Source organism: Sphingobium sp. TomTYG75 (assembly GCF_054771635.1).
The window spans coordinates 343,182-368,422 of sequence record NZ_BSRE01000002.1; the positions used below are offsets into that span (position 1 = coordinate 343,182).

Below are 25,241 nucleotides of genomic sequence, written 5' to 3' on the forward strand. Positions count from 1 at the left end.
TGGCCAAGCAGGAAGGCGCGAACAAGATGGAATTGGCATGAATCTCGAACTCAGCGAACAGCAGGCCATGATGCAGGAAGCGGCCCTCCGCTTCTTCGATCGGCAAGAGGTAGTGCAGGCCGCGCGCGCATCGAAGGGCGCCGTCGACGCCAACCTCTGGAGCGAGGCGGCGCAGATGGGCTTCATCACCATGCGCGCGCCCGAAGATCGCGGGGGCCTTGGCATGGGCCTCATGGAAGCAGCGCTGATCTGCGAAGCGGCAGGCCGGGGCGCCGCACCTCTCCCGATCGCGGACGGCATCGCCGCCTGCGCCCTTCTGGGCCAGCTTGAAGGCGAAGCCGCCGCCGCGCTGCTCGAACAAGCAACGTCCACCCCCATCAGCCTCGACGCGCAGAACGGCTGCATCCAGCTAAGCTGGGAATCCGACGCCATCCAAGCCCTCCTGCCCACCGGCGAAAGGCGCGCCATCGCCAGCGGCAACGCGGCAAGGCAGTCCTTCGAAGCCGCGCTCACCGAACGAACCCTGCTCCACTCCGCCTGGCTGGTAGGCGCAGGCACCCGCGCCATCGAAATGGCCTCCGCCTACGCCACCGACCGCAAGCAGTTCGACCAGCCGATCGGCGCATTTCAGGGCGTGGCCTTCCCCCTCGCCGACTCCATCACCGACATGGAGGGCGGCCGCCTGCTGCTATGGCGCACGATCTGGGGCGTAGCGCAGCAACAGTCCGAAGCAGGGGCGCTCGCCGCCCTTACCAGTTGGTGGACCGCCACCACCGCCCGCGCTGCCGTGCGCCGGGCGTTACGCACCTTCGGCGGCTACGGCCTCTCCGACGAATATGACATCCACCTCTATTTCCTTGCGATCGACCGCGTCGCACTGGCGGAGGGCGACCCCGAAGACCGGCTGATCGATGCAGGCGATCGGCTCTGGGCGGGCGCAACAACCGCGCTACCCGATGCAGGCGATCCCGGCATCGAAATGGGCTTCACCCCGGCCGAAGAAGGCTTCGCGACGCAAGTACGCGCCTTCCTCGAAACCGCAGTCACCCCCGAACTGCGCGCCGCCGCCGCCACATCCACCGACGGCCACCTTCCAGACCTCCACCGCCAGCTTGCCGCCGCTGGCCTCGCTTATCCCGACTGGCCGCGCGAGTGGGGCGGGCAAGACCGCAGCCCCATGGAAGTCACCGCGCTCGGCCGCGTGTTCGAGGAATTCGGCCTCTCCCGCATCCCCATTGGCTGCACCAACATGGGCGCGCGCATGACGATGAAGTTCGGCTCGCCCGAACTAAAGGCCGAAGTCCTCCCGCGCCTCGCCGATGGATCGGCGCTCGCCTGCCTCGGCTTTACCGAGCCAGCATCAGGATCGGACATGTACGCCGCTCGCACCCGCGCCGTGCGCGATGGCGATGACTGGATCATCACCGGACAGAAGATGTTCACGACCGGCGCGCATATTTCCGATTATATATTGATGCTCGCCCGCACCGATCCGGACGCGCCCAAGCATAAGGGCATCACCCTCTTCTTCTTCCCCATGAACCTGCCGGGCGTCACGATCCAGCCGGTCGACACGCTCCCGGATGAGCGCACCAACATCACCTTCTACGACGATGTGCGCGTGCCCGACCGCTACCGCCTCGGCGATGTCAATGGCGGGCTGAAGGTCATGGCCGCCGCCATGGAAATCGAACATGGCGGCGAAGGCTATCATATCTATCATCACAGCCTGATGCGCGCCGCGCTCGACTGGGCCAGCAGCAGCGACGCGTCGGGCAAGCGCCCGATCGACAAGCCAGCCGTCCGCGCCCGCCTTGCCCGCGTGCGCGCCCATCTGGAAATCGCCGACCTTATGTGCCGCCGCGTCACCTGGGCAATCGAAGCGGGCCGTATGACCCGCGCCATCGGCCCGATGGCCAAGATGTTCACCACCGAAATCTACATGGCAGATGCCGCCGATCTCGCCGCCCTCGCCGCGCCCGGCACGCTCACCCACCAAACGCCCGCCTTGGCGAAGATCGAGGAATCCTACCGCCAGTCCATCGGCCAGACCATCTATGGCGGCACCAGCGAAGTGCATCGCACCATCATCGCCCAGCATCATCTCGGCCTGCCGCGCGCCTGACCTGCGGGCTTCCATATGCGCGGAAAGTTGCGCGCCCGCATTGATCCTGACCGTGATCCGATGATCTTGGCCCCCATGACTAAGCCGTTGCGCAAGACGGCGGCTCCATGGGAGACAAGCTGATGACGAACCCGGCACCGCTCACCATGTCGGACGCGCTCCCAACAGCCGACCCCGATGCGCTCGCAGCATCCGCGCCGCTCAAGGCTCAACGCCGCACAGCGATGCTCCTGATGCTCGCCTTCATCTACAGCCTCAACTATCTCGACCGCCAGATCGTCGTCATCTTGCAGGAACCGATAAAGGCCGACTTCCAGCTCGCCGACTGGGAACTCGGCCTGCTGACCGGCGGCGCCTTCGGGATTTTCTACACCTTGATGGGCATTCCCATCGCCCAGCTGATCGATCGGGGCGTCAATCGCGTACGGCTGATCGCGCTCTTCACCGCCAGCTGGAGCGTCATGACGGCCCTGTGCGGCCTCACCCGCAGCTTCGGAGCCTTCTTCACAGCACGCATGGGCGTCGGCCTTGCGGAGGCAGGCTTCGCCCCCGCCGCCCACTCCCTCATCTCAGACCTCTACCCGCCGCGCGAGCGACCCGCTGCAGCAGGCATCTTCGCCATAGGCGTGCCCGTCGGCATCATGGCAGGCCTTTCCATAGGCGGCATCGTCGCGCAGGCGACCGACTGGCGTACGGCCCTTCTGCTGGCGGGCGCCCCCGGCATCCTGATCGCGATCCTCTTCCCCCTTATCGCCCGCGAGCCGATCCGTGGCGGCACGGAAGACCCCTCCGATCAACCGGCCGAAGCGCCCGCGACACTCAATTTCTTTCAAAGCCTGCGTGTCCTCTCACAACGGCGCGCCTTCCTGCACATCGTCGCCGGGACCGCGATCATGGCCTTTGCCCAAACCGGCATTTCGACCTGGCTGCCCTCCTTCCTCATCCGCAACCATGGCATGAGCCTGGCGCATGTCGGCGTCGGCCTCGGCCTGCTGACCGGCATATGTGGAGCTATCGGCACCTGGGCAGGCGGCTGGCAAGGAACGCGGCTTGCCAAATCGGGCCTCCATATGGCGCTCTGGCTGCCGATCGCGGGCATGCTCCTCTGCATCCCGCTGGACATCATCGCGCTCAGCATGGCGGATGGGCAGGCGGTTCTCCTCGTCCTCATCCCCAGCTACATCGTCGGCTCCTTCTGGACCGCACCCTCGATCGCCCTCACCCAAAGCCTCGCGCCGGTATCGATGCGCGCGCGGGCAAGCGCCATGAACATCGTTGCGGCGAACCTGATCGGCGTATCGATGGGGCCTCTTGTGGCAGGCGTGCTGAGCGACGCCTTCGCCTATCTGCGCGGCGGCGACGCGGCGCTCGGCCTGCGGGACGCCATGATCTGCCTCACCGCCTTCTTCCTGTGGGCCGCCTGGCACTGGACCATGGCGATGCGCGCGCTGAAGCAAGAAAGTACAACGACTGTACGAATTGATTGCACAGCGCAACGGTTATAAAATACAGGTGAACCGAAACACCGGACGAATATCGGAGAGAGGATAAGCCATGGCTACCGGAAACGCGAAAAGGCAGGTCACGCACAATATGGGCGCAATGGACACGCGCCCCGTAAAGCCTCTGGAATTTGACGGCCCCCTGCCGCAACCGACCAAGGACATGGACCAGATCCGCGCCGATCTTGACCGCGCGGGCTACGCCGTCGCGGCCGAGGTCGTCAGCAAGGACAAGGCGCGCGAAATGCGCGACTTCCTCGCCGCCGAAATCGCCCGCGAAGAAGCGATCGATGAAGAGCGCGTCCGCCGCTTCTACACCGATAATGACGACCTTAATCGCCGCATGTCGGGTTGCCATCTGATGAACCGGGAACGCTTCTTCCGCGACATCCTCGAACATGAACTGCCGCTTCAGCTCACCCGCGAACTGCTGGGGCCGCAGACGCTGGACGAATCCTATCTGGTGCACAGCTATGGCGCCAACGTCACCCGCCCCGGCAGCGCGCAACAGGGCATCCACCGCGACCGCAGCGGCGCGATGCCGCTGTCGGCAGGCGCCGCGCAGACCCGCTTCATCTGGTGCCTGGATGATTTCGTCGAAGCCAATGGCGCGACCCGCATGGTTCCGGGCAGCCACCGCGACACGGAGCCACAATCCTGGGCCGTCCAATATGAATCCGTGCCCGCCGAAGCGCCCGCCGGATCGGTGCTGATCTATACCGACCTGCTGCTGCACGGCACGGGCGCGAACACGTCAACGGACCTTGAACGCGCTGGCGTGATCATCGGATATTGCCCGCCCTGGTGGAAGCCTATGATCAACTTCCCGATGACGATCGACCCCGAAGTGATGAAGGGATCGTCCAAAATCCTGCGCCAGATCCTTGGCTACAGCTCGGTCTCCGTCGGCTTCGACGAACCCTGGACCTATGCTCCCGACGCGGTGAAGGAACTGATCGTCACGCCCGAGATGGAATGGTGAGGTAAGAATGCGGGGCCTGCCGCGACCGTTCCGGCCAGGCCCGCTTCTCCGCTTTCAGCCCCTCTGCACATCAACGGCTTCACCTTCGGCCGATGAGCTGCCGCACGCCTTTTCCGGATAGGCGGCAAAGCTGCGCCTATGGGTGAACCCTATTCCATATTGGGAATAAATCTTCGCCGTACAGCAGAACCAACGAGAGCGACCCGGCGCATGACATCGCAGACATTCGATTTGATCATTCGCGGCGGCTTGGTGATCGACGGCACCGGCCTCCCCCGCCGCCGGATCGATGTCGGCGTCAAGGACGGCCATATCACCGCCCTGGGCCTCCTCGCCGAAGCGACGGCGGAGCAGGAGATCGACGCCACCGGCATGATCGTCGCACCGGGCATAGTAGATCCGCACACCCATTATGATCCGCAGATCACCTTCGATCCCTACGCCACCATGTCCTGCTTCCATGGCGTCACAACCGTACTGGCGGGCAATTGCGGCTTCTCGGCGGCGCCCGTGCGCAAGGATGACCGGGAATTCCTGACCGACATCTTCGCCAGCGTAGAGGATATGAACCCCATCGCCCTGTCCGGCGTACCGTGGGACAATTTCGAAACCTTCCCCGAGTATCTGGCGTCCTTGAAAGGCAGGCTAGGCGTCAATTTCGCCTGCTATGTCGGCCATTCCAATATCCGCCGCTGGGTCATGGGCGAAGGCGCCTACGACCGCGACGCAACGGCCGAAGAGATCGCCGCCATGCAGGCGATTGTGGATGAAGCAGTCAAGGCGGGCGCCGCTGGCCTCTCCTCTTCGGCCGCCCCCACGCATCTCGATATCAAGGGACGCCCAGTACCCTCCCGCCGCGCCAGCCGGGACGAACTTCTGGCGCTCAGCGCCGCCGCCGGACGGACGCGGCCGGGCACCATCTGCTACCTGCCCGCCAGCGCCATCGGCGGCATGACGCAGGAGGATTATGACCTCCTGCTCCAGATCGGCGAGGCATCGGGCCTCCCCGTGATCATTCAGGGCATCGGCGGGGCGAGCAAGGTCGATGTGCCAACCGCCAGCTGGGACAGGGCGTCCCGCTTCCTCGACGATGCAACCGCGCGCGGTACGCCTGTCTATTCGCTGCTGATGAGCCGCCCGTTCGACCGCACCGTCGAAATCGGCCCCAACAATGTCCACTATAAGGCGTGCTTCGCCTTCAACGACCTGTTGAACTTGCCCGACGCGGAAAGGCGCGCCGCACTGCGCGACACAATATGGCGCGACCGGGTTCGCAACTCCGTCGAAGAGTGCAACCGTGACCCGTCAAAGGGCACCACACTCCCCCCGCCGCAATGGCCCGACGTCTATGTGGTGCAAGTCGCCGAGGAACGGAATCGCTCCCTCGAAGGCAAGTCGATCGGCGCGCTGGCGCAGGATTGGGGCGTCGCGCCGATGGACGCGATGCTCGACCTGGCGCAGGATGAGGATCTGCGCACCACCTTCCGCTGGCGCACCGAAAGCCCCGAATGGGCCGCAGCAGTCGATGTGGCACAGGGGCATCCCAACATGATCGTCGGCGTGTCGGACGGCGGCGCACATCTGCACAAGGATGATGGCGCGGACTGGAGCTCCTATTTCCTGCGCTCCTGGGTTCTCCAGCGCAAACGCTGGACGCTGGAAGAAGGCATCCGCCAGATAACGCAAGTCCCGGCCGCGATGCTCGGTTTCGCCGATCGCGGCACGCTGCGCGTCGGCGGCTGGGCCGACATCATGATCTTCGACCCCGAAACCATCGGCCCGTGGCGCAAGGAATTCGTGCACGACCTGCCGGGCGGCATCGGCCGTTGGAAGGCGCTGGGCACCGGGGTCAAGGCGACCATCGTCAACGGCCAGCCGATCGTCATCAATGGACAGCTGACCGGCGCCCTGCCGGGCCATGTCGTGGCGCCGGGCGCCCCGCTGGCCGCTGCCTGAATCATCGGAAGGAAATCGTCATGATCGAAGTCATCAAGCTGACCGGCGCGATCGGCGCGGAAATAAGGGGCGTCGACCTCTCCACCGATCTTTCGCCCGAAACCGTCGCCGCGATCAGCGACGCGCTCTATGACAATTATGTCGTCTTCTTCCGCAATCAAAAGTCCTTGTCGGAGGAAGAACATATGCGCGCCGGGCGTCATTTCGGCACGCTCGACCTCTCGGAGATTCAGCCCGATCCCGCCGCCCGGCGCGAAGTGCTGTGGATGGAAAGCAATTCAGCAAAAGGCGCGGGCGCTGAATATCTCCATCGGGATCGCACCTATCTCGAAGCGCCGCCCATGGGCTCGCTGCTCCAATGCATGGTGAAGCCCGACGTCGGCGGCGACACCTGCTGGATCAGCTCGGTCGCCGCCTATGAAGCGCTGTCCCAGCCGATCAAGGACCTGATCGACGGCCTCAGCGCCCTTCATTCCATCCAGCCGCTCGCCGCCCGCAGCCAATCGATGCGCGACATGCTGGGGGACAAGGTGCACAGCTTTTCCACCGCCATCCACCCGCTGGTGGAAGTGCACCCGGTCAGCGGACGCAAGGCGCTCAACATCAACGCCAACTGGACGACGCAGATCATGGGCGTGTCGCAGGAGGAAAGCCGCATGCTGCTCGACTTCCTGCTCAATCATGTGAAGCGGCCGGAATTTCAGGTCCGCTTCTCCTGGAATGTTGGCGACATCGCCTTTTGGGACAATCGCACGACCCAGCATTGCGCGATCGCGGATTACAACACCCGCCGCGTCATGAAGCGCGTCGCGCTCGTAGGCCATCCGCCCAAAGGTCCGCATGATCCCATAACTGCCTCAGCGCACTGACAACCGTCGCATATTCACGGGCAGCACTTCATATTTGCGGATTGGATGACCTCCGCGCTTGCGAATCCGATGCATCTGCGCCATCCCTCCCTGAATAATTGCATTCGGCCATGAAGTTTTTGCGACGCGGACCGGCTGCCTGCCAATGTGAGGAGAGAATGATGGCGCCGACGGAGGAACGCCCGGCCCACGCGGGCTATGCGCTCTATATCTTGCTGCTGCTGCTCGCGATCAATTCGTTGAGCTACGCGGATCGCCACGTCTTCTCCGTCCTTATTCCCGCGATCAAATCGGAATTCGGCGCGTCCGATTCGCTCCTCGGCCTCGTCGGCGGACCCGGCTTCGTCGCCAGTTACGTGTTGTTCAGCATGCCGCTCGCGCGCCTCGCAGACCGTTGGTCGCGACGCGGGGTCCTCACCCTGTCCGCGACCTTGTGGAGCGCGGCAACGGCAGCATGCGGCGCGGCTGGCAATATATTACAGATGAGCGTCGCTCGCCTGATGGTCGGCATCGGCGAAGCGGGCGGCCTGCCGCCTGCGCAATCCCTCCTCGCCAGCCTTTATGACGAGCGTCGCCGGTCTAGCGCCATGGGCGTCCTTTCCGCCTCCACCTATATCGGCGTCGTGCTCGGCCTGACCGGCGGCGCAGCCGTGGCCGCGATGTGGGGCTGGCGCTGGGCCTTTTTCGCGCTCGCCATTCCCGGCTTCCCCCTGGCGCTGCTGCTCTGGCTTACCGGCCCTCGCCGCAGCAAGGCTATGCAGGTTACCCGCGATGGGCCGTCCGAAAGCCTGTGGCGCGCCATCCGCCGCTGCTGGTCGATCCCGTCCTTGCGCCTGCTTGGCCTGGGCGTCGGCACCTTCAACATATTCGGCTATGCCGCCGCCATCTGGACGCCCGCCTTCTTCATGCGCTCCCATGGCATGACCCTTGTCGAGGCAGGCACTTGGCTCGGCATCGGCGCGGCGATCGGCGGCATCACGGGCAGCTTGCTCAGCGGCGTCATCGTGGACCGCCTGCGCGTCCGTGGCGAAGCTTGGCAACTGCGCGTGCCCGCCATCGCCTTCCTCCTCGCCTTCCCGGTCTTCATCGTCATGTTCACCCTGCCGGGCGGAACGGCGGTGCAGATCGGCGGCCTGCGCGTCCCTGGCGTCGCGCTGCTTTCCATCCTCACCGGCATGATGGCGGCCATGTGGGCAGGCCCTTCCTTCGGAGCCGCCGCCCGCCTCGTCCTGCCGCATCAACGGGCGCAGGCAACCGCGATGCTGGTCGTCATCATCAACGTGATCGGCAGCGCATTTGGCCCAGTGATAGGCGGGGTCGTCAGCGACTTGCTGGCTGACCGGTTCGGCGCCGAATCCCTCCGCGTCAGCCTCTTCTTGCTTTCGGTACTGACAATTTTCGGCGGGCTGCTTTTCTGGCGGGCTTCGGTTCATTATCCCCACGATCTGACCCGCGTCGGCGGCCCTGATGAAGCCCCCTCGCCGCTCGGCCAAGGGAAGCTGAAAGAATCGACGCTCTGATCGCAGAGACAGGAGAAGAGAGCATGAAAACGCACGCAATCGTGACCGGCGCCGCCGGCATATTGGGCCAGGCCGTCACTCAGGCGCTAAGCCAGGCAGGCTATAAAGTGACCGGCATCGACCGCGCCGACAGCGCAGGCGCCGCGATGCAGGGCACCTATCTGGGCGGCGTCGACCTCGCCGATCCCGACGCAACGGCAACTGCGGTCAATCAGGCGATCAACGCCAACGGCCCGGTCGCAGCGCTCGTCAATGTCGCAGGCACCTTTCGCTGGGAAACCGTCGCGGATGGCGATGTCGCGACCTGGGCGACGCTGTTCGACATCAACCTGCGCACCGCCGTCAACGCCGTCCGCGCCGCCCTCCCCTCCCTGCGCGACGGCGGCGGCGCCATCGTCAGCATCGGCGCGGCCTCCGCGATCAAGGCTGGGGCAGGCATGGGCGCCTATGCCGCCAGCAAGGCGGGCATCGCAAAGCTCACCGAAGCGCTGGCCGAAGAAGAAAAGGACAATGGCGTTCGCGTCAACGCCGTCCAGCCCTCCATCATCGACACACCCGCCAACCGCGCGGACATGAGCGATGCGGACTTCAGCCGCTGGGTGTCCCCCGCGCAGGTCGCCAGCGTCATCGCCTTCCTCCTGTCGGACGGCGCAGCCGCTGTGACGGGCGCCTGCATCCCCGTGACGGGCCGCTGCTGATGCGCGCCGCCATCTTCCGCGGAGCAGGCCAGCCGCTCGCCATCGAAACCGTCGCCGATCCGGTGCCAGCCGCCGACCAGGTCATATTGGAAGTCGCCAATGCCGGGATTTGCGGGTCAGACCTCCACATGGCGGAAAGCGCCCATACGCCCTCGGGCCTCATATTGGGGCATGAGTTCGCCGGCACCATCGCCGCCCTTGGCCGCGACGTGAAAGGCCCGTGGAAAGTCGGCGACCGCGTGACCGCCCTTCCCTTGAACGCCTGCCATCACTGCCCGGCCTGCGATGCCGATCTGCCCGCGCTCTGCCCGACCAACCTGTTCACCGGCACCAACCTCCTCGCGCAGGGAGCCTATGCGCAGCTCGTGTCGGCCCGCGCCGACATGGTCCAGCGCCTGCCCGAAGGCGTCACCCTTGAGGAAGGCGCGCTGGTCGAGCCGCTCGCCGTCGGCCACCATATCGTGTCCCTGGCCCACATGCCCAAGGATGCGGCCGTTCTGGTGCTCGGCGCTGGCCCCATCGGCATTGCGGTCGCCCTGTTCGCCCGCCACGCCGGTGCGCGCCATGTGGTGGTGAGCGAGCGCTCTCCCGAACGCCGCGCGCTGGCGCAGCAAGTCGGCGCCACCGCCGTCATCGATCCACAGGCGCAGGACGTCGCCGCCGCCTTCGCTCAGGCAACCGGCGAAAATGCGCCCCGGATCATCTTCGAATGCATTGGCGTTCCCGGCATCTTCAACCAGGCGATGCAGCTCGCCGCCGTCCGCGCGCAGATCATCGTCGCGGGCGTGGTGTTGCACGACGAAACGATCACCCCCGTCATCGCCCTCGGCAAGGAACTGACCATCCGCTACAGCCAGGCCTACAACGAACGGGATTTCGAGGCAGTGATCCACGCCATCGCCACCGGCACGATCAAGCCAAAGCCTATCCACACCTCCACCGTTAGCCTGGATGAACTGCCCGCCGCCTTTGAGGCGCTGCGCAGCCAGCCGCGCGAATGCAAGGTGCTGATTCGCCCCTGAACCGTCATCCTTGCATGCTAAAATCACCCGCCAGCTACGCAAGAAGTTGACATTATAGCCCGGAAGGGCACAGTTCGCGTGAATATTGCGGGAGGGGATTAGCGCAGCGGCCTGATGGCGGCAGCGCTCCTCGTCCGCTTTGGAACCCGGATCGGAATGGGGCTATAATGAGCAATTGGGACAAAGAAGTCGACATTCTGGTGGTGGGGTCGGGCGCGGGCGGCCTGCTCGCGGGCCTCGTCGGCGCGCACAACCGCGCCGACGTGCTGATCGTCGAAAAGGCCGACCTGTGGGGCGGCACGTCGGCGACATCGGGCGGCGGCATCTGGATTCCGGGCAGCGACGTCGCCAGGGCGGCGGGCTTTGAGGACAATCTCGACAACGCCTTCACCTATCTGCGCGGTCTGTCCGCCGACAATGTCCCCGACGAAAATATCCGCGCCTATGTCGATAATGCCGCGCCCATGCTGCGCTGGGTCATGGCGAACACGCCGGTCCAGTACATGGCCTTCCCCTATCCCGATTATCATGCGGAAAATCCCGGCGGATCGGCGCAGGGCTATCGCACCCATCTGCCCATGCCGATCGATGGCAAGCCGCTCGGCAAGGAAATCCGCACCCTGCGCTTCGCTTCCCCTGCGGCCAGCCTGTTCGGCTATCTCAACTGGCATTTCAGCGAAACGAGCGAACTGCTCTACCGCACGAAGGGCTGGGTGAAGAACCTCGTCGTCAACATGTCGCGCTACTGGCTCGACCTTCCCTTCCGCCTGACTTCGCGCAAGGATCGCCGCCTGACGCTCGGCAATGCGCTGACCGGCGGCCTGCGCATGGCGCTCGATAAGGCGGGCGTGCCCGTCTGGCTCAACACCCCGCTCAGCGAACTGATCCGCGAAGGTGGCCGCGTCACCGGCGCCGTGGTCGAAAAGGATGGCAAGCCCTACCGCATCGGCGTGCGCAAGGGCGTGGTCCTCGCCGCTGGCGGCTTCGACAAGAACCAGACGATGCGCGACGCCAATTCGCCGCTTTACCCGACGTCGCGCTACTCGGGCGGCGTCACCAGCAACACCGGCGACGCAATCCGCGCGGGTGAAGCCGTCGGCGCGAACATGCTGAACCTGCAATCGGCCTGGGCCGCGCCCGTCTTCTACGTGCCCGGCGAGGATCGGGGACGGCTCTGCACCGTCGAGCGCGCGCTCCCCGGCTGCCTCATGGTCAACCAGAGCGGCAAGCGCTACCTCAACGAAGCCGCCTCCTACCATATCGTCGGCCAGCAAATGGCCCGGCGGGAAGCGGAACATAATGACGCCAGCCCCAGCTGGATGATCTTCGACCACACCTATCGCCATAAATTCCCGATGGGTCCGCTCTACCCGCTCATGCCGACGTTCATCCACAACAAGGGCGTGCGCAGCATCTTGAAACAGGGCCGCTCTATCGAGGAACTGGCAGGCAAGATCGGCATCAATCCTGCGGCCCTTTCGGCCACCATCGCCCAGTTCAACACCCATGCGGCCAAGGGCGAAGACCCCGAATTTCATCGCGGCGAAGCGGCCTATGACAAAATGTATGGCGACTTCCGCCACGGCCCCAACCCCTGCCTGCGCCCACTCGACAAAGGCCCCTTCTACGCCATGCCGATCTATCCGGGCGACATCGGCACCAATGGCGGCCTGCTCACCAATGCCAAGGCGCAGGTTCTGGACGACACAGGCGCACCGATCACCGGTCTGTACGCGGTCGGCAACAACGCCGCCTCAGCCATGGGCGAAAGCTATCCCGGCGCAGGCGTCACCATCGGCCCCGCCATGACCTTCGCCTATGTCGCCGCCCGCGACATGACGGGCGGCAACGCCTGATCCTGACAAGCTGAAGAGGCGGCCTGCCCGGCTGACCGGCAAGGTCACCTTTTCAGCGGGGAGGTGAAGGCTGGAGCATGATCATGTTCTAGTGGTCGTCACCCCAGACTTGATCCGGGGTCCCGCTTCTTATCTGACGCTGCCGAGGCAGCGGCACCCCGGGTCAAACCCGGGGTGACGGAAAAGCAGCCTTAATGACGATGCTTCCGTGTAAGAAGATCACGCACCGCCCATCGCCCGAGCCACATCCGTAACCACACGCCGCCATTCGATCCGCACCAGATCATCGCCAATCGCGGCCTCCAGGAACAGCCGGTTGCCCTCAAACGCATAATGGCGTGGCTGGTCTAATCCGATCCAGTCCGGATACCATGCGCCATCGACATGGTGCGTGACGATCCCCGCTTCCGCATCGATCGAAAAGCGGCCGAAATAGCCGCTATAGCCGCGCATCGACGCCCCCAGCGCCGCGTCGCTCACCTGATAGACGCTGGGCTCACCGAACCTCTGCCGGTTCGCCTGCATCAGGTGACAACTCATATGTCCGTCGGCGCTGTACATGATCTGGCCGACGGCATCGGTGCCGAATGGATGGTCGCGCGTGCCATCGGCATGAAAGGTCGTCCACAGGACCAGCTGCCACCCGCCAACAAAGGCGGCGAATGCCTTTTGCGCGCTCATGTCCGGGCGGTTGAGCCGCTCGGGCAATCCGTTCACAGCCATTTCTCGTCCTCTCCCCGGTTCATTCCGCCGATGCCGAATGATGCCTCCCGCGCCTCGCATGTCCACAAAGAAAAAGGGCCGGGTTTCCCCGGCCCTCCTTAATCATTCGCCTCCGAAGCGATATTTCAGGCGCAGCCCGTACATGCGGGGTTCGCCATAAAGGCTCGTTTGGTACAACAACCCACCCTGCTGATACACATTGCTGTTGCTGATCCGGTAGAGCTTGTTGGTCGCATTGGTGACGAACAGACCGACATCGAACCCGCTGCCCGCAACGCCGTTCCAATCGAGCGACATGTTGAGCAGGCCAAAGGCTTCCAGATAGGCGCCCGGCTGTAGCGCGGGCACGTTGCCGGGATCGGTATACTGACGCGAGCTGTGCGAATAGTTCGCGAAGAAGTTCAACTCACCCATGTCATCGCCCACCGGCACCGTAGCATTGGCGTGAATGCTCCAGATATAGGGCGACACATATTGGAAAGGCAGGCAGCTCAGGTCCACCGTACCACCAGGCGCCACGCCGCCGTTGCAGCCGAAACCGCCTGTGGACGTGGTGAACTCATATTTCTTATACTTCGCGTCGGTGTGGCTGAAATTGCCGCCGATCTCCAGACCCTTGAACGGCTGCATCGACGCTTCGACCTCGACGCCCTTGATCCGCGCATCGGCATTACGGACAACCGCGCCGCCAGCAGCCGACGCCGGATTATAGTCCGCCCCCGCCCGCTGAATGTCCTTGTAATCCGACAGATAGGCGCTGGTGTTCAGGCGGAATGGAACATCGGCAATCCGGAAGTCGGCTTTAAAGCCAGCTTCATAGGATGTGACCGTTTCCGGCTGGAAGGTGCGGGTAGTGGTGAACACGGCCTGCTGGTTGAAGCCGCCTGCCTTGTACCCACGGCTCACCTTGCCGAACAGCAGCACGTCGCGCATCACCTTGTAATCAAGGCCGATCAGCCAGGTCGAAGCCTTGCTGTTCAGGTCCGCAGTGTAGGTGCAATCCGCAAGCGCAGTACCGATCGGCACGATGGCGCTGGTCGAACCGCACTTCGCGGTCGTGCCCCCAATCTGCGGCAAGAAGGAAGTGGAGAAACCACGGATCTTGTCCCAGGTGTGACGATAGCCGCCGGTCAGGCGCAAACTCTCCAGGGCAGGTGACACTGCCCCGAAATCAAACGTTGCCTGAGCGTACAGCGCCTTGGACGTCTGGGTCGTGCCGTAGGTGCTGTAGTTCGCAGGGCACACGGCAATGCCCGGAGTGCCGACATTTGTCCCGGTGAACGCCGCCGGGCAATAAACGATCGCGGCGCCAACCTGCTTGCCGCTTGGGCGCTGGTCATAATAGAACCCGCCGACTGTGTAGGTCAGATGCTTGTCCAGCGCGGAACCCTGCAACTGTAGTTCTTCCGTGAACTGCTTCAGGTCGTCGCGCGGGAAGCCCGGATCGGATGCGTTGAAATAGGTGAGCGGCGTGTTGTCGCCGGGCAAAACCACTTGGCCCGGTGCAGGCAGGCGATTGGGATCGACGTCGTGCTGCTGCAGGATCGTGCCGTCGCTGTCATAGGCATAATCCAGCTTCAACTTCTGGAAGCTGACGATATTGCGCAACGTCAGTTCGTCACTCAACTCGATGTCGGTCGTGTTGGAAACGCCCCAGGTCTTGGTGCGCGAAAAGATATCAATGCCCAGCGCGGTCTGACGCGGCCCCAGTGCGTTCGCCTGTGCCGACGCGGCGCGGTAGACATCGCACGATGCGATAGCTCCAGGAATGGTCGCGCCTTCATAGCAAAGGTTAAGCGCAGACAGACCGGCGATGTTAAAGCCCTTGTGGATAAAGCCCGCGCCGTTGTTCTTGGAGTTCGAGCCATAGATCATCGTGTAGTTTTCGATGGTCTCGGTAGGCTTGAACGTGATGCCGATGCGACCCGAATACCAATGTTCGTTGTCGCGATCCTTGTTCCACACGACATCGCGCGTAAAGCCGTCGCGATCATGGAACGCCCCCACGACGCGGACCAGCAGCTTGTCCTCGATCACCGGGACATTGACCGCGCCTTCGACGTATCGGCGGTTATAATTGCCAATCTCGCCCTTGATCCAGCCGCCAAACTCGTTCGTCGGCTTCTTGGGCACCAGCAGCACCGCGCCGCCGGTCGTGTTACGGCCGAACAACGTACCCTGCGGGCCGGACAGGACCTGCAAATTCTCCAGGTCCACGAAGTTGCCGGGTCCGCCCTGTTGGCTGAGCGTGATGCCAGCGGGCAGCGGCACTTCGTTCATATAAACGACGACGCCCGGCGATGCCTGGAACGTCGCGCCCTGACCGCGAATGGTGAAGGACTGCGACTCGCGCGACCCTTGTCCGTTGGGGCCAACGACCAGTGACGGAACGCTCGCCTGAAGGTCCTGTTCCTTGGCAATGCCCTGCTGCTCCAGCCGGTCGGCGGACAGCGCGGTGATCGCGATCGGAACGTCCTGATTGCGTTCCTCGCGGCGGTTGGCGGTCACGACGATGTCGGTCAGGCCGATATTCTCGTCCGCGCCCTGCGGCTGTGCTTCGGTCTGGGCCAGGGCCGCCGGCACAAACATTGTAACGGCAACACCAGCCATCATGCTGGTGGCAAGCAGCGGCAACCGCCGCCGCGCGCGGATAACAGACGACATTCACACTCTCCTATGCATATGATGCAGGGCTGGCGGCGTTCTCACCGCAACCCCGATCCTCTCCACTGTGTTTTTTTGATTCAGCTGATCGCCGCCACAGGGCCGAAACAGCCCCGCCTCCGCCGACATGGCGATGGCTCAGGCTGGCGCGTCGATGTTCGAAATGGATGGTGCCGCGGCTTCTTCGTATGCGTTCATCTCACGATGTCATGCAGGCCGCACTCTAACTCCCCCTTTTTAAGGCCCGTGCCCCACCCCCGTTCGCCGGGTGTTGTGTAAGCACTCACTTTCACAGGCCTATTAACACGACATGTTGTGAAATCAATATCTCAACCGCTGTCAATTCTGCATTTCATTCATTATTTTGAAACCAACATCCCAATCTTCCGTCCACTGAAAACGAGATCAAGCCGCCTCTCATGTGGTAATTTCCCTACGCCACGACCGACCGTTAATGCGCGACGCCTTGCGTCGGGTAGTCGGGCAGCTTTACCCTGACCGGGTAACATAAAGGAGAGTGGACATGCCGCGCTGGGTGCACCGGCCCGAAGGGTCGAATTGGGGCGATTTCGGTGAGGATGATCAGATCGGCCGGATGAACCTGATCACGCCCGAACGCCGCCGCGCCGCCATCGCGGAAGTCGTCGAAGGTATAGCCTTCACGCTCAGCCTGCCGCTCAACGTGCCCACCATTCCCCTCGCGCCTTTCCGCCGCCCTCCGCTGCTCAGCGCAGCCTGCGATGAGGAGGGCGAAATGTACAACCGCCTCGACCCCAATGGCGAAGAATCCACCTGCGATGACCGGGTCCTGCTCTACACCCAGCATTCCACGCAGTGGGACGCGCTGTCACATCGCGGTCGCGCCTTCGATGCGGACGGCGACGGCGTGGCGGAGCTGGTCTATTATAACGGCTTCCGCGCTGGCGATCATATCAGCGGCCCCGGCGGCCCGGCTGGCGAGACCTGCGCCCGCGCGCTCGGCATAGAGACATTGGCGATGGCAGGCGTGCAGGGTCGCGGCGTCATGGTGAACCTGAAAGCCGCCTATGGCACGGAGTACCGGCCCATCTCCCGCGACGATCTGCTGCGCGCGATGGATGCACAGGGCGTGGAGGTGCGTACAGGCGACTTCCTGCTCCTCTATACCGGCGTCGACCGGATGGTTCTCGACCGGGAAGCGAGCGGCAAGGATACGCCGCTGGCCATGGCGGGGTGCGCGCTGGACGGCCGTGACGAAAGCCTGCTCCAATGGATCGTCGATAGCGGCATCACCGCCATCTGCTCCGACAATATCGCGATCGAGGCGCTCGACCTCATCCTTTCGCCTGAACCACCCCCCATCCGCCTGCCCATCCACGACCTCTGCCTGTTCCGGCAGGGCATTTTTCTGGGCGAACTTTGGTATCTGGAGCAACTGGCCGCATGGCTGCATGAACGAAAACGCCATGCTTTCCTGCTCACCGCGCCGCCGCTCCGCCTGCCGGGCAGTGTTGGTTCACCCGTGACGCCGATCGCGACCGTATGAGGGCTAACCGGAACCGCGTCAGTTCTTCTTTGCGGCGCTATCCTCGTTCAACATCGCGCCTGCGCCGTTCAGGAACAGGCTTGTCACGGTTTCGGCATTGGCCTTGATCTGTGCCGGGGTCATGGCCTTTGTATTATAGATCACGCGATACTGCCACCGCCGCAGCAGCAGGGCGACATACAAATCGGCCAGCGTTTCAGCACGCGGCTTGCTGAAACCATGCTCCCTTAAAATCTGCTGCAACGGATCAAGCTGGAACCGCTCGAACTGACGCCGCGACACATCCTCCAGTTGCGGAAAGCTGATGCTTTCGCGATAGATGATGCGGGCCAGCCTGACCTGCCGGTCATGGTTTATCCTAGTGCTCACATGCAGCGCATAGCGCATCAGCTGCTCACGCAGCGTGCCCTTGCAATCCCCCGGGAAGTGATGACGGATGGCCGACATTTCCAGACAGGCTTCGAACAACGCGACCTTGTCGGTATAGCGATTGTAAACCGTCCGAGTGGATACGCCCGCGCGCTCGGCGATCGAGCGCACCGAGGCACCATGGAAACCATGGTTCGAAAATTCCTCCAGCGCCGCTTCCAGCATTGCCTCTTGTTTCAGCTCAGCCTCGCGCGCATTGGGCCTGCCTACCCGCCGCGTTGCCCCCTCAACCCTTTTTTCCGCCTCGCTGCTGATCATCGACTGGCCTCGTCCCCCCTTGGCCTGGCACCATGAACCCGCACGAACGCCGTGCAGCTCTAACGCTCGGCTATAGGATATATTGACCGGTCCAGATAGTGGCGGAACGCGCAAGAATGCTTCCGACAGCGGATCCCGGGCGGGGACCCGATCAGGGCACAAGTTGGAGGCCGCTTAGCGCGCCTTCATGCCACGACCGTTGGCACGGGCGGCATGTCCGGCACATTATGGGCGTAACCCATTTCCTCATATCGTTCCGCGATCCTCCACCCCTTGTCGGTGCGGATCAGCTTGTCGCGATACCAGAGGCCGATGAAGAACACCTGCTCCGCGCCATCTTCGCCCTTATAGACCATGGGATTGAAAAGAACGGTCCGGCTGCGCGCCGTGTCCCCGTCCAGTTCCAGCTTGGTCGTTGCCACCATATGCTGGAATAGCGGGAATCGCTCCATGGCCACGGGCAACCATGCCTTGATCTGAGCGACACTGCCCTTCGCGCCGCCGGTTTCGCTGTAATCAATCACTGCGTCGGGCGTGAAGACGTCGTCCAGCCCATCCCAGTTCCGCTCATCAATGGCATAGCTATATCGGGACAGAAGATCCTGAATCTCCAGCCGATCCGATATTTCCTGAAGCGAAAGCATCAGACATCCTCCTTCTGATTTTATAAACCGAAACAGGCCCGTCGGGTTCGCGCTTGTCAAGTTTTTCCGTGTATGAGCCTTGAATTGCGTAGCAAACTGACGCAAGCATCAACCAACAAAATGACAGGTTAAGGAGAGGTAGCATGCGTCTGGATGGCAAGACGGCGATCGTGACCGGCGCGGCTTCGGGAATCGGTCTGGCGGTGGCAAAGCGGCTGGCGGCCGACGGCGCCGAGGTGATCATCGGCGATCGCAACGCGCAGGGTGTAGAGGAGACGGCACAGGCCATCGGTTCGGCGGCTACCGCCCTCGCGCTCGACGTCGCGGATGAAGCATCCTGCCAGGCCATAGTTGATCGCGCGGTCGCGCTTCATGGCGGGCTCGACATCCTCTGCAACATCGCTGGCGTGCTGGATTTCGGCCGCTTCGAAGATGTTGATCGCACCCGGTGGGACCGCGTCATCTCGGTCAACCTGACGGGCGTCTATCAGATGTGCCGCGCCGCTATGCCTCACCTGGTTGAGCGCCGCGGCAATATCGTCAACATGGCGTCCGCTGCTGGCCTTGTCGGCGTGCCTTATAATTCGGCCTACACTGCGTCCAAGCATGGCGTGGTCGGGCTGACCCGCGCGCTGGCGCTGGAATTTTCGAAGGAAGGCGTGCGCGTGAACGCCGTCTGCCCGGGCGGCGTGGACACGCCGATGCTGCATCAAACTCCGCCGGAAAATATCGACTGGCAGATGGTCATGCGTTCGGCTTCCTGGCTCGACAGCGGCGCAATGGCGACCACCGATGACATCGCCGACACCGTCGCCTTTCTGGCATCACCAGAGGCCCGGCGCATCACCGGCGTTGCCTTCCCCGTCGACGGCGGCCAGACCGCAGGCTGATCCTATCCAACCCCAAGCTTTTTGAAGAAGAGTGACGACCATGGCGACCCAGCCCGACCAGATCCAGACCCAGCCCCTCGAACGGGAGGCGCTGCTGCAACAGGCGCGTGAAAGGGCAGGGCTCGCCGATTTCGGGGACGAATGGTTCTTCGAACCGATGGATCACTTCATCGAAGCATCGAACCGCGAAGGACGCCTGACCCCGGCCGGGCGCGCTTCGACAACGGAAGTGATCGTCAAGGGCCTGGTCAGCCGCCTGCGCATGGTGGAGGACATCAAGCGCCACCCTGAAATCCTTGACGAACAGGTAGACGTCGCGGGCATCATCCTCGGCCTGCCGCGCACCGGCAGCACCATCTTCCAGCGCCTGCTCGCCAGCGCGCCGGGCATGACGGGCCTGCGCTGGTACGAGGCGCAGAATTTCGCCCCCTTCCCCGGCGAAGAACGCGGCAATCCGGTGGACCGCCGCGCCTATGCGCAGGCGATGATCGACGGCTGGCTCCAGCTTTCACCCGAACTGGCGTCCATCCATCCGCTCGAACCCGACGCGCCGGACGAAGAAATCCTGGTCCTTGGCCAGATGTTCGTCAGCACGATGATCGAGGGCATGAATTATGTGCCCAGCTTCACCCGCTGGCTTAACACTTACGACCAGTCCAAGGGACATGAGGACCTCAAGACAGTCCTCAAATATCTCCAGTGGCAGGACCCTTCGCGCAAGGGCCGCAAGTGGATATTGAAGAGCCCCTCGAACCTCCCCTATGCGGAGGTCGCGGCAAAGGCTTTCCCGGACGCGCTGCTCATCATGACGCATCGCGATCCGTTGCAGACCGTCCCCTCATACGTCTCCATGCAGGCCGCGCTTTACAAGCTCAGCGCCACCCTCACCGACGCGGAAGTCGGTGCCTTCTGGTTCCCGCGCCTTGTCGAATGGATGCGCATGTTCGAAACGGCGCGTGAACGGATCGGCGAGGACCGCTTCATCGACATCGACTATCGCGAAGTCGGCAAGGAACCGATGGCGCAGGCCGAACGCGTCCTTTCCCGCATGGGCATCCCCGTCGATGCCCAGCTTGGGGAAGTGCTTGCCGAATTCCTCGCGGGCAACAAGCGTGAGCAGCGCCCGATGCACGATTATTCGCTCGAACGCTTCGGCCTGGATGAAGAAGCGATCAAGCGCGAATTCGCCACCTATCGCGAACGCTACATTTCCTGACGATGGAAGTCCGGCCCGGCATATTACGCACGCCCGAAGCCTGCTTCGATGCGCTGCCGGGCTATGACTTCGAGCCCCATTATGTGGAGGTGGCGGATGCCCGCCTGGGGCCGCTCCGCATGCATTATGTAGACGTAGGGGATCGGAACGCCCCCATCGTCCTCATGCTGCACGGCAATCCGACCTGGAGCTATCTCTACCGCCACATGATCGGCCCGGTCGCGGCGGCGGGTTATCGCGTCATCGCGCCGGACGTGATCGGCTTCGGCAAGTCGGACAAGCCCGCCTTTCGCGCCGATTACAGCTTCGACCGCTTCGTCCAATGGATGCGCGCCTTTATCGAAACACTCGACCTGCGCGGCGTCACCCTCGTCTGTCAGGATTGGGGCGGCCCCATCGGCCTGCGCGTCCTGTCCGAATGTCCCGAGCGCTTCAGCGCTGTCCTCGCCACCAACACGCTCCTCCAAAATTGCGACCCGCCGCCACTAGGCGTACCCAATTGGCCCAGCGAGCAGATCGCCGCCTGGGTCGAAACCTGCCGCACCAGCGAAGATCTGCCGCTCGACCTGCTGGTCGGTCGTGCCTGCGTCACCAATGTTTCGGCAGAAGTCCTTGCCGCCTATGCCGCGCCTTTCCCCGACGCCGCCTACAAAAAGGGCATGCTGCAAATCACCTGCGGCATCCCGATCGCCGAAGGCGCGGAAGGACTGGAGGCAAACCGCGCCGCCTGGCGCTTCCTCGAAAGCTGGGACAAGCCTTTCCTCACCGCCTTCAGCGATCAGGACCCGGCCACCATTGCCTGGGAAGCGATCTTCCAACGCCGCATCCCCGGCGCACAAGGCCAGCCGCACACACGCATCCCCAATGGCGGCCATTTCGTGCAGGAGGATCAGGGCACAGCGCTGGCGCAGGTGCTGATCAAATTTCTAAAGGCCAATCACTAAGTCCGTTCGCTTCGAGCGCAATCGAGAAGCGAGAGCACACCGTGTCTCGACTTCGCTCGACACGAACGGCAATTGAGTGCGAACTCCAGTTACCACCCCTAATGAAACCCCTGCCGGAACGCGCGCGGCGTCAGCCCCGTAGCCCGCCGGAACGCGGCACTGAAAGCGCTCGCCGTCGCAAAGCCGAGCGCCTCCGCGATCCGGTTCATCGGCAGCAATCCGCCCCGGATCATGTCCTGCGCCCGCTCCATCCGGATCGCGGCGGCATGGTCGGACAGCGCCATGCCCGTCGTCGCCGCGAAGGATCGCGACAGGTGCGACCGGCTGATCCCGCACAGGCTGGCAAGCGCCTGCGTCGTCGGCCATTCCCCATCGCTTGACCGCAGTGCTTCCTCGATCCGCGCAAGCTGCCAGGGCGCAAGGCCACCCTGCGCCGCATCAGCCTGCCGCGCCCGCCGGAACAGCCGCGCCAGTTCCACCATCGCCAGCTGCACCAGCGCCTCAACCGCCATCTCCGCGCCAAAGCCCGGCGTCACCGTTTCCTGCTTCAGCCGCTCCGCCAGCGCCATCAGCACAGGTGAGTTGATCGCCGCGCACCGGCTCAACCGCCGCGAGTCCCAGTCCGACAGTCCCGTTACAGCGGCAAAGCGCACCGGATCGAACCGGCAGGTCAATATGTCCAGCGTGCCCCCATCGCCGCGCGAGTGCATGGCAATGCCGCCGGGCCGCAGCATCAGGCGGCCGACCTTGTGTCGCCGCCGATCGCCCAGGTCGAACATGATCTCGCCCTGCGTTCCTTCGGCCCGCGGCATGACGATCGACATAATCGGCGCTTCGTCCAGTTCCCACATCTCGTTTGGCCGGGGCAGCTCATAACGACGGAGCTCGACGCGCGCGGCGCTGCTGACGGCGACGGCCAACACCGTCCATGGTCCGCTATGGCCGCTCGGCATGGCTTTGGCGTCGGTCAAAAGCTGCTGCGTCATAACCGCAACGATAATCTCATGCGAGCGAGAGAACAAGCACTGGCTATGCGCAGAAAAAACTGCCATCTACAACGCAACAAAGCAAAAGATGGAGAGTGTTTCATGAGCAGAACCATAGTCGTAACCGGCGCTGCATCGGGAATCGGCGCCGCCACCCGCGACAGGCTGGAACGTGGCGGCCATCGCGTCATTGGCGTCGATCTGCGCAATTCCGACATCGATGCCGATCTGGGCACCGTCGAAGGCCGAACCGCCATGGTCGATCAGGTGACGCGCCTTGCGCCCGATGGCGTCGATGCCGTGCTCGCGGGCGCGGGCATCTCACGTCAGGATATGGACCGCGAAACCATCGCCATCAATTATTTCGGCGCGGTCGCAACGCTGGAAGGACTACGACCCCTGCTGGCGAAATCCGCCCGGCCCCGCGCCGTCGCCATCTGCTCCACCGCCGCCATGTTGCCATCGAACAGCAAAGTGATCGAACTCTGCCTCGCGGATAAGGAAGAAGCCGCGCTGGACGCCATCGCCGCCGACGGGGGCAACGCCTATGCCACGTCGAAAAACGCCTTGTCCCACTGGATGCGCCGTGCAGCGGTAAGACCTGAATGGGGCGGCGCGGGCATCCTGCTGAACGGCATCGGGCCGGGCGTCGTAAAGACGCCGATGACGACGCCGCTGCTCGATCAACCGGAAATGGTGAAGCTGATCAACCAGAGCAATCCGATCGCGATCAAGGATTATGCGGGACCCGAAGACATTGCCGAACTGCTCGATTTCCTGCTCAACATGGAAAATAACTATCTTCTCGGCCAATTGATCTTCATCGACGGCGGCAGCGACGCAATATTGCGGCCTCAGCAAGTCTGACGCCAAAGGGGCGGCGGCCCACGATAAACAGAAACTAGGCCAAGGAAAGGAAGAGCGATGTCGGCTCTGCAAGGCAAGGTTGCCCTGATAACCGGGGCGGGACAGGGCATCGGGCAGGGCATCGCCCTCGCCCTCGCCAGTGAAGGCGTCGACCTGCTCCTCGCCGGACGGACGTTTGAGAAGGTGCAGGAAACCGCGCAGCTTGCGCAAGAACGCGGCGTACGCGCCGTCGCCGTCGCCTGCAACGTGAAGGACGCGGACGATCTCGCCACCGCCGTGGACAGGGCGGTCACCGATCTGGGCGGCGTCGACATCCTGATCAACAATGCGCAGGAAGTGCCGCTTGGCCTGCTCGATGAAGTGACGGACGAGGCTTTCCTCGCCGGATTTGAATCCGGCCCGCTCGCCTCCTTCCGCCTGATGAAGCTCGTTCGTCCCCACATGGCGGCGCGCGGCGGCGGCACCATTTTCAGCTTCGCCTCGTCCGCTGGCATCCGCTGGGACATGACCGGCTATGGCTGTTACGGCGCGGTGAAGCAGGCGACCCGCGTCCTTACACGCGCGGGTGCAGCCGAATGGGGGCGGCAGAATATCCGCGTCCTCACCATCGCGCCGCATGCTGAATCGCCGGGCCTCAAATGGTGGATCGAAAATAATCCCGAAGAGGCAAAGGCCTTCTTCCGCACCATCCCGCTCGACCGCATCGGCCGGCTGGAGGAAGATATCGGCCGCGCCATCGTCGCCCTGTGCGGATCGGACCTGTCCTATCTGACTGGCGCCACCATTCCGCTCGATGGCGGACAGGCCAATTTCGACTGACCTGAAAGATTGATGGAGAGATCTGAATGGAAAAGCTGATCTATGCTCTTTGGGCGCCGGAGGGCGCAAGCCGCGCCGATTATGCGGAACGATTGAAAGCCACACTTCCTGCCGCCCTCAAGGAAGCGGGCGCCAGTGCGATCCGCCTCAATGTCCGTGACGCAACCGTGGAACCCGCCGCGCCACTCCTGCAGACATCGCAACAGCCGCAGCAGGACGCGGTTGTGCAATTCTGGCTGCCCACCTCTAATGCCCATTTCCGCGGCCCTATCGATAGCATAGTAGCCGAACATAGCGGCCGGTTCGCGGCATGGCTGGTTGCGGAATCCACCATCATCCCCAACCGGGATCATGTGCCGCAGGCAGGCGCGCGCACCTGGGGCTGGTCGCAGGCCAGCTTCATCTCCTTCCGCCCGGACATGAGCTGGGACGACGCCGTCGCCCACTGGCATCGTCATCACACCCGCGTCGCCATCGATACGCAGGCGAATTTCGAATATGTCCAGAATATCATCGTCCGCCCGCTAACGTCTGACGCGCCCGATTATGATGCCTTTGTCGAGGAATGCTTCTCGCCGGAAGCAATGACCGTTTCCCCCGCCTTCTTCGACGCGGTGGGCGATGAGGAAAAATTCGCGCGCAATACAAAGGACATGGCGGAAAGTTGCGCGGGCTTCATCGACTTTTCGCGCATCGACATCATCCCGACGAGCCAGTTCGACTTCGCGCATCTGGACGGCAACTAA

Annotated in this window: 21 protein-coding genes; 16 read left to right on the forward strand and 5 right to left on the reverse strand. The window is 63.4% G+C overall.

What is annotated here, in order from left to right:
- Positions 1-37: 37 nt before the first annotated feature.
- The 9 genes from ACYU81_RS15290 to ACYU81_RS15330 all read left to right on the forward strand — a co-directional run bounded on the left by ACYU81_RS15290 (position 38) and on the right by ACYU81_RS15330 (position 12,530).
- Positions 38-2,125, forward strand: a complete 2,088-nt coding sequence (locus tag ACYU81_RS15290; protein WP_460988473.1) for an acyl-CoA dehydrogenase family protein — start codon at positions 38-40, stop codon at positions 2,123-2,125.
- A gap of 122 nt (positions 2,126-2,247) precedes the next feature.
- Positions 2,248-3,630 carry a spinster family MFS transporter gene (locus tag ACYU81_RS15295; protein ID WP_460988474.1) on the forward strand — a complete coding sequence of 461 codons (1,383 nt, stop codon included), beginning with the start codon at positions 2,248-2,250 and terminating at the stop codon, positions 3,628-3,630.
- Positions 3,631-3,679: 49 nt separating this feature from the next.
- Entirely contained in the window at positions 3,680-4,609 is a 930-nt protein-coding gene (locus tag ACYU81_RS15300) for a phytanoyl-CoA dioxygenase family protein (RefSeq protein ID WP_460988475.1), read from the forward strand.
- 210 nt (positions 4,610-4,819) lie between these two features.
- Entirely contained in the window at positions 4,820-6,565 is a 1,746-nt protein-coding gene (locus ACYU81_RS15305; protein WP_460988476.1) for an N-acyl-D-amino-acid deacylase family protein, read from the forward strand.
- 20 nt (positions 6,566-6,585) lie between these two features.
- A complete protein-coding gene (locus ACYU81_RS15310; RefSeq protein ID WP_460988477.1) occupies positions 6,586-7,434 on the forward strand; it encodes a TauD/TfdA dioxygenase family protein in 849 nt (282 codons plus the stop codon).
- 161 nt (positions 7,435-7,595) lie between these two features.
- Positions 7,596-8,954, forward strand: a complete 1,359-nt coding sequence (locus ACYU81_RS15315; RefSeq protein ID WP_460988478.1) for a spinster family MFS transporter — start codon at positions 7,596-7,598, stop codon at positions 8,952-8,954.
- Between the two features lie 23 nt (positions 8,955-8,977).
- Positions 8,978-9,652 (forward strand): SDR family NAD(P)-dependent oxidoreductase, encoded by a 675-nt coding sequence (locus ACYU81_RS15320; RefSeq protein WP_460988479.1) that lies wholly within the window; start codon positions 8,978-8,980, stop codon positions 9,650-9,652.
- A complete protein-coding gene (locus ACYU81_RS15325) occupies positions 9,652-10,674 on the forward strand; it encodes a zinc-dependent alcohol dehydrogenase (protein WP_460988480.1) in 1,023 nt (340 codons plus the stop codon). The genes ACYU81_RS15320 and ACYU81_RS15325 overlap by 1 nt, the downstream gene beginning before the upstream one ends.
- A gap of 167 nt (positions 10,675-10,841) precedes the next feature.
- Positions 10,842-12,530, forward strand: a complete 1,689-nt coding sequence (locus ACYU81_RS15330; protein ID WP_460988481.1) for an FAD-binding protein — start codon at positions 10,842-10,844, stop codon at positions 12,528-12,530.
- A gap of 219 nt (positions 12,531-12,749) precedes the next feature.
- On the opposite strand, the gene ACYU81_RS15335 is transcribed toward ACYU81_RS15330, so the two are convergent.
- On the reverse strand, positions 12,750-13,253 hold the full coding sequence (locus tag ACYU81_RS15335; protein WP_460988482.1) for a lipocalin-like domain-containing protein: 504 nt from the start codon (positions 13,251-13,253) through the stop codon (positions 12,750-12,752).
- A 102-nt stretch (positions 13,254-13,355) separates the two neighbouring features.
- Positions 13,356-15,917, reverse strand: coding sequence for a TonB-dependent receptor (locus ACYU81_RS15340; RefSeq protein WP_460988483.1), 2,562 nt, complete (start codon positions 15,915-15,917; stop codon positions 13,356-13,358).
- A gap of 523 nt (positions 15,918-16,440) precedes the next feature.
- Here ACYU81_RS15340 and ACYU81_RS15345 point away from each other — a divergent pair.
- On the forward strand, positions 16,441-17,442 hold the full coding sequence (locus ACYU81_RS15345) for a cyclase family protein (RefSeq protein WP_460988484.1): 1,002 nt from the start codon (positions 16,441-16,443) through the stop codon (positions 17,440-17,442).
- An 18-nt stretch (positions 17,443-17,460) separates the two neighbouring features.
- Here ACYU81_RS15345 and ACYU81_RS15350 read toward each other — a convergent pair whose 3' ends face one another.
- On the reverse strand, positions 17,461-18,129 hold the full coding sequence (locus ACYU81_RS15350) for a TetR/AcrR family transcriptional regulator (RefSeq protein WP_460988485.1): 669 nt from the start codon (positions 18,127-18,129) through the stop codon (positions 17,461-17,463).
- A 185-nt stretch (positions 18,130-18,314) separates the two neighbouring features.
- A complete protein-coding gene (locus tag ACYU81_RS15355; RefSeq protein WP_449469716.1) occupies positions 18,315-18,773 on the reverse strand; it encodes a nuclear transport factor 2 family protein in 459 nt (152 codons plus the stop codon).
- 143 nt (positions 18,774-18,916) lie between these two features.
- On the opposite strand from ACYU81_RS15355, the gene ACYU81_RS15360 reads away from it, so the two are divergent.
- The 3 genes from ACYU81_RS15360 to ACYU81_RS15370 are packed head-to-tail and all read left to right on the forward strand — an operon-like array spanning position 18,917 to position 21,823.
- Complete coding sequence (locus tag ACYU81_RS15360; RefSeq protein ID WP_460988486.1) at positions 18,917-19,663, forward strand: SDR family NAD(P)-dependent oxidoreductase; 747 nt, start codon at positions 18,917-18,919, stop codon at positions 19,661-19,663.
- A gap of 40 nt (positions 19,664-19,703) precedes the next feature.
- The gene (locus ACYU81_RS15365; protein ID WP_460988487.1) at positions 19,704-20,879 is read left to right on the forward strand and encodes a sulfotransferase family protein; all 1,176 of its coding nucleotides are present in this window, start codon (positions 19,704-19,706) and stop codon (positions 20,877-20,879) included.
- Positions 20,880-20,881: 2 nt separating this feature from the next.
- Positions 20,882-21,823 carry a haloalkane dehalogenase gene (locus ACYU81_RS15370; protein ID WP_460988488.1) on the forward strand — a complete coding sequence of 314 codons (942 nt, stop codon included), beginning with the start codon at positions 20,882-20,884 and terminating at the stop codon, positions 21,821-21,823.
- A 98-nt stretch (positions 21,824-21,921) separates the two neighbouring features.
- On the opposite strand, the gene ACYU81_RS15375 is transcribed toward ACYU81_RS15370, so the two are convergent.
- The gene (locus ACYU81_RS15375) at positions 21,922-22,809 is read right to left on the reverse strand and encodes a helix-turn-helix domain-containing protein (RefSeq protein WP_460988490.1); all 888 of its coding nucleotides are present in this window, start codon (positions 22,807-22,809) and stop codon (positions 21,922-21,924) included.
- A 102-nt stretch (positions 22,810-22,911) separates the two neighbouring features.
- Here ACYU81_RS15375 and ACYU81_RS15380 point away from each other — a divergent pair, with 102 nt between their 5' ends.
- The 3 genes from ACYU81_RS15380 to hsh3 are packed head-to-tail and all read left to right on the forward strand — an operon-like array spanning position 22,912 to position 25,241.
- Positions 22,912-23,676 (forward strand): SDR family oxidoreductase, encoded by a 765-nt coding sequence (locus ACYU81_RS15380; RefSeq protein WP_460988491.1) that lies wholly within the window; start codon positions 22,912-22,914, stop codon positions 23,674-23,676.
- Positions 23,677-23,733: 57 nt separating this feature from the next.
- The gene (locus ACYU81_RS15385) at positions 23,734-24,495 is read left to right on the forward strand and encodes an SDR family NAD(P)-dependent oxidoreductase (RefSeq protein WP_460988492.1); all 762 of its coding nucleotides are present in this window, start codon (positions 23,734-23,736) and stop codon (positions 24,493-24,495) included.
- Between the two features lie 26 nt (positions 24,496-24,521).
- Positions 24,522-25,241, forward strand: a complete 720-nt coding sequence (gene hsh3, locus ACYU81_RS15390; protein ID WP_460988493.1) for a 7-beta-hydroxysteroid dehydratase Hsh3 — start codon at positions 24,522-24,524, stop codon at positions 25,239-25,241.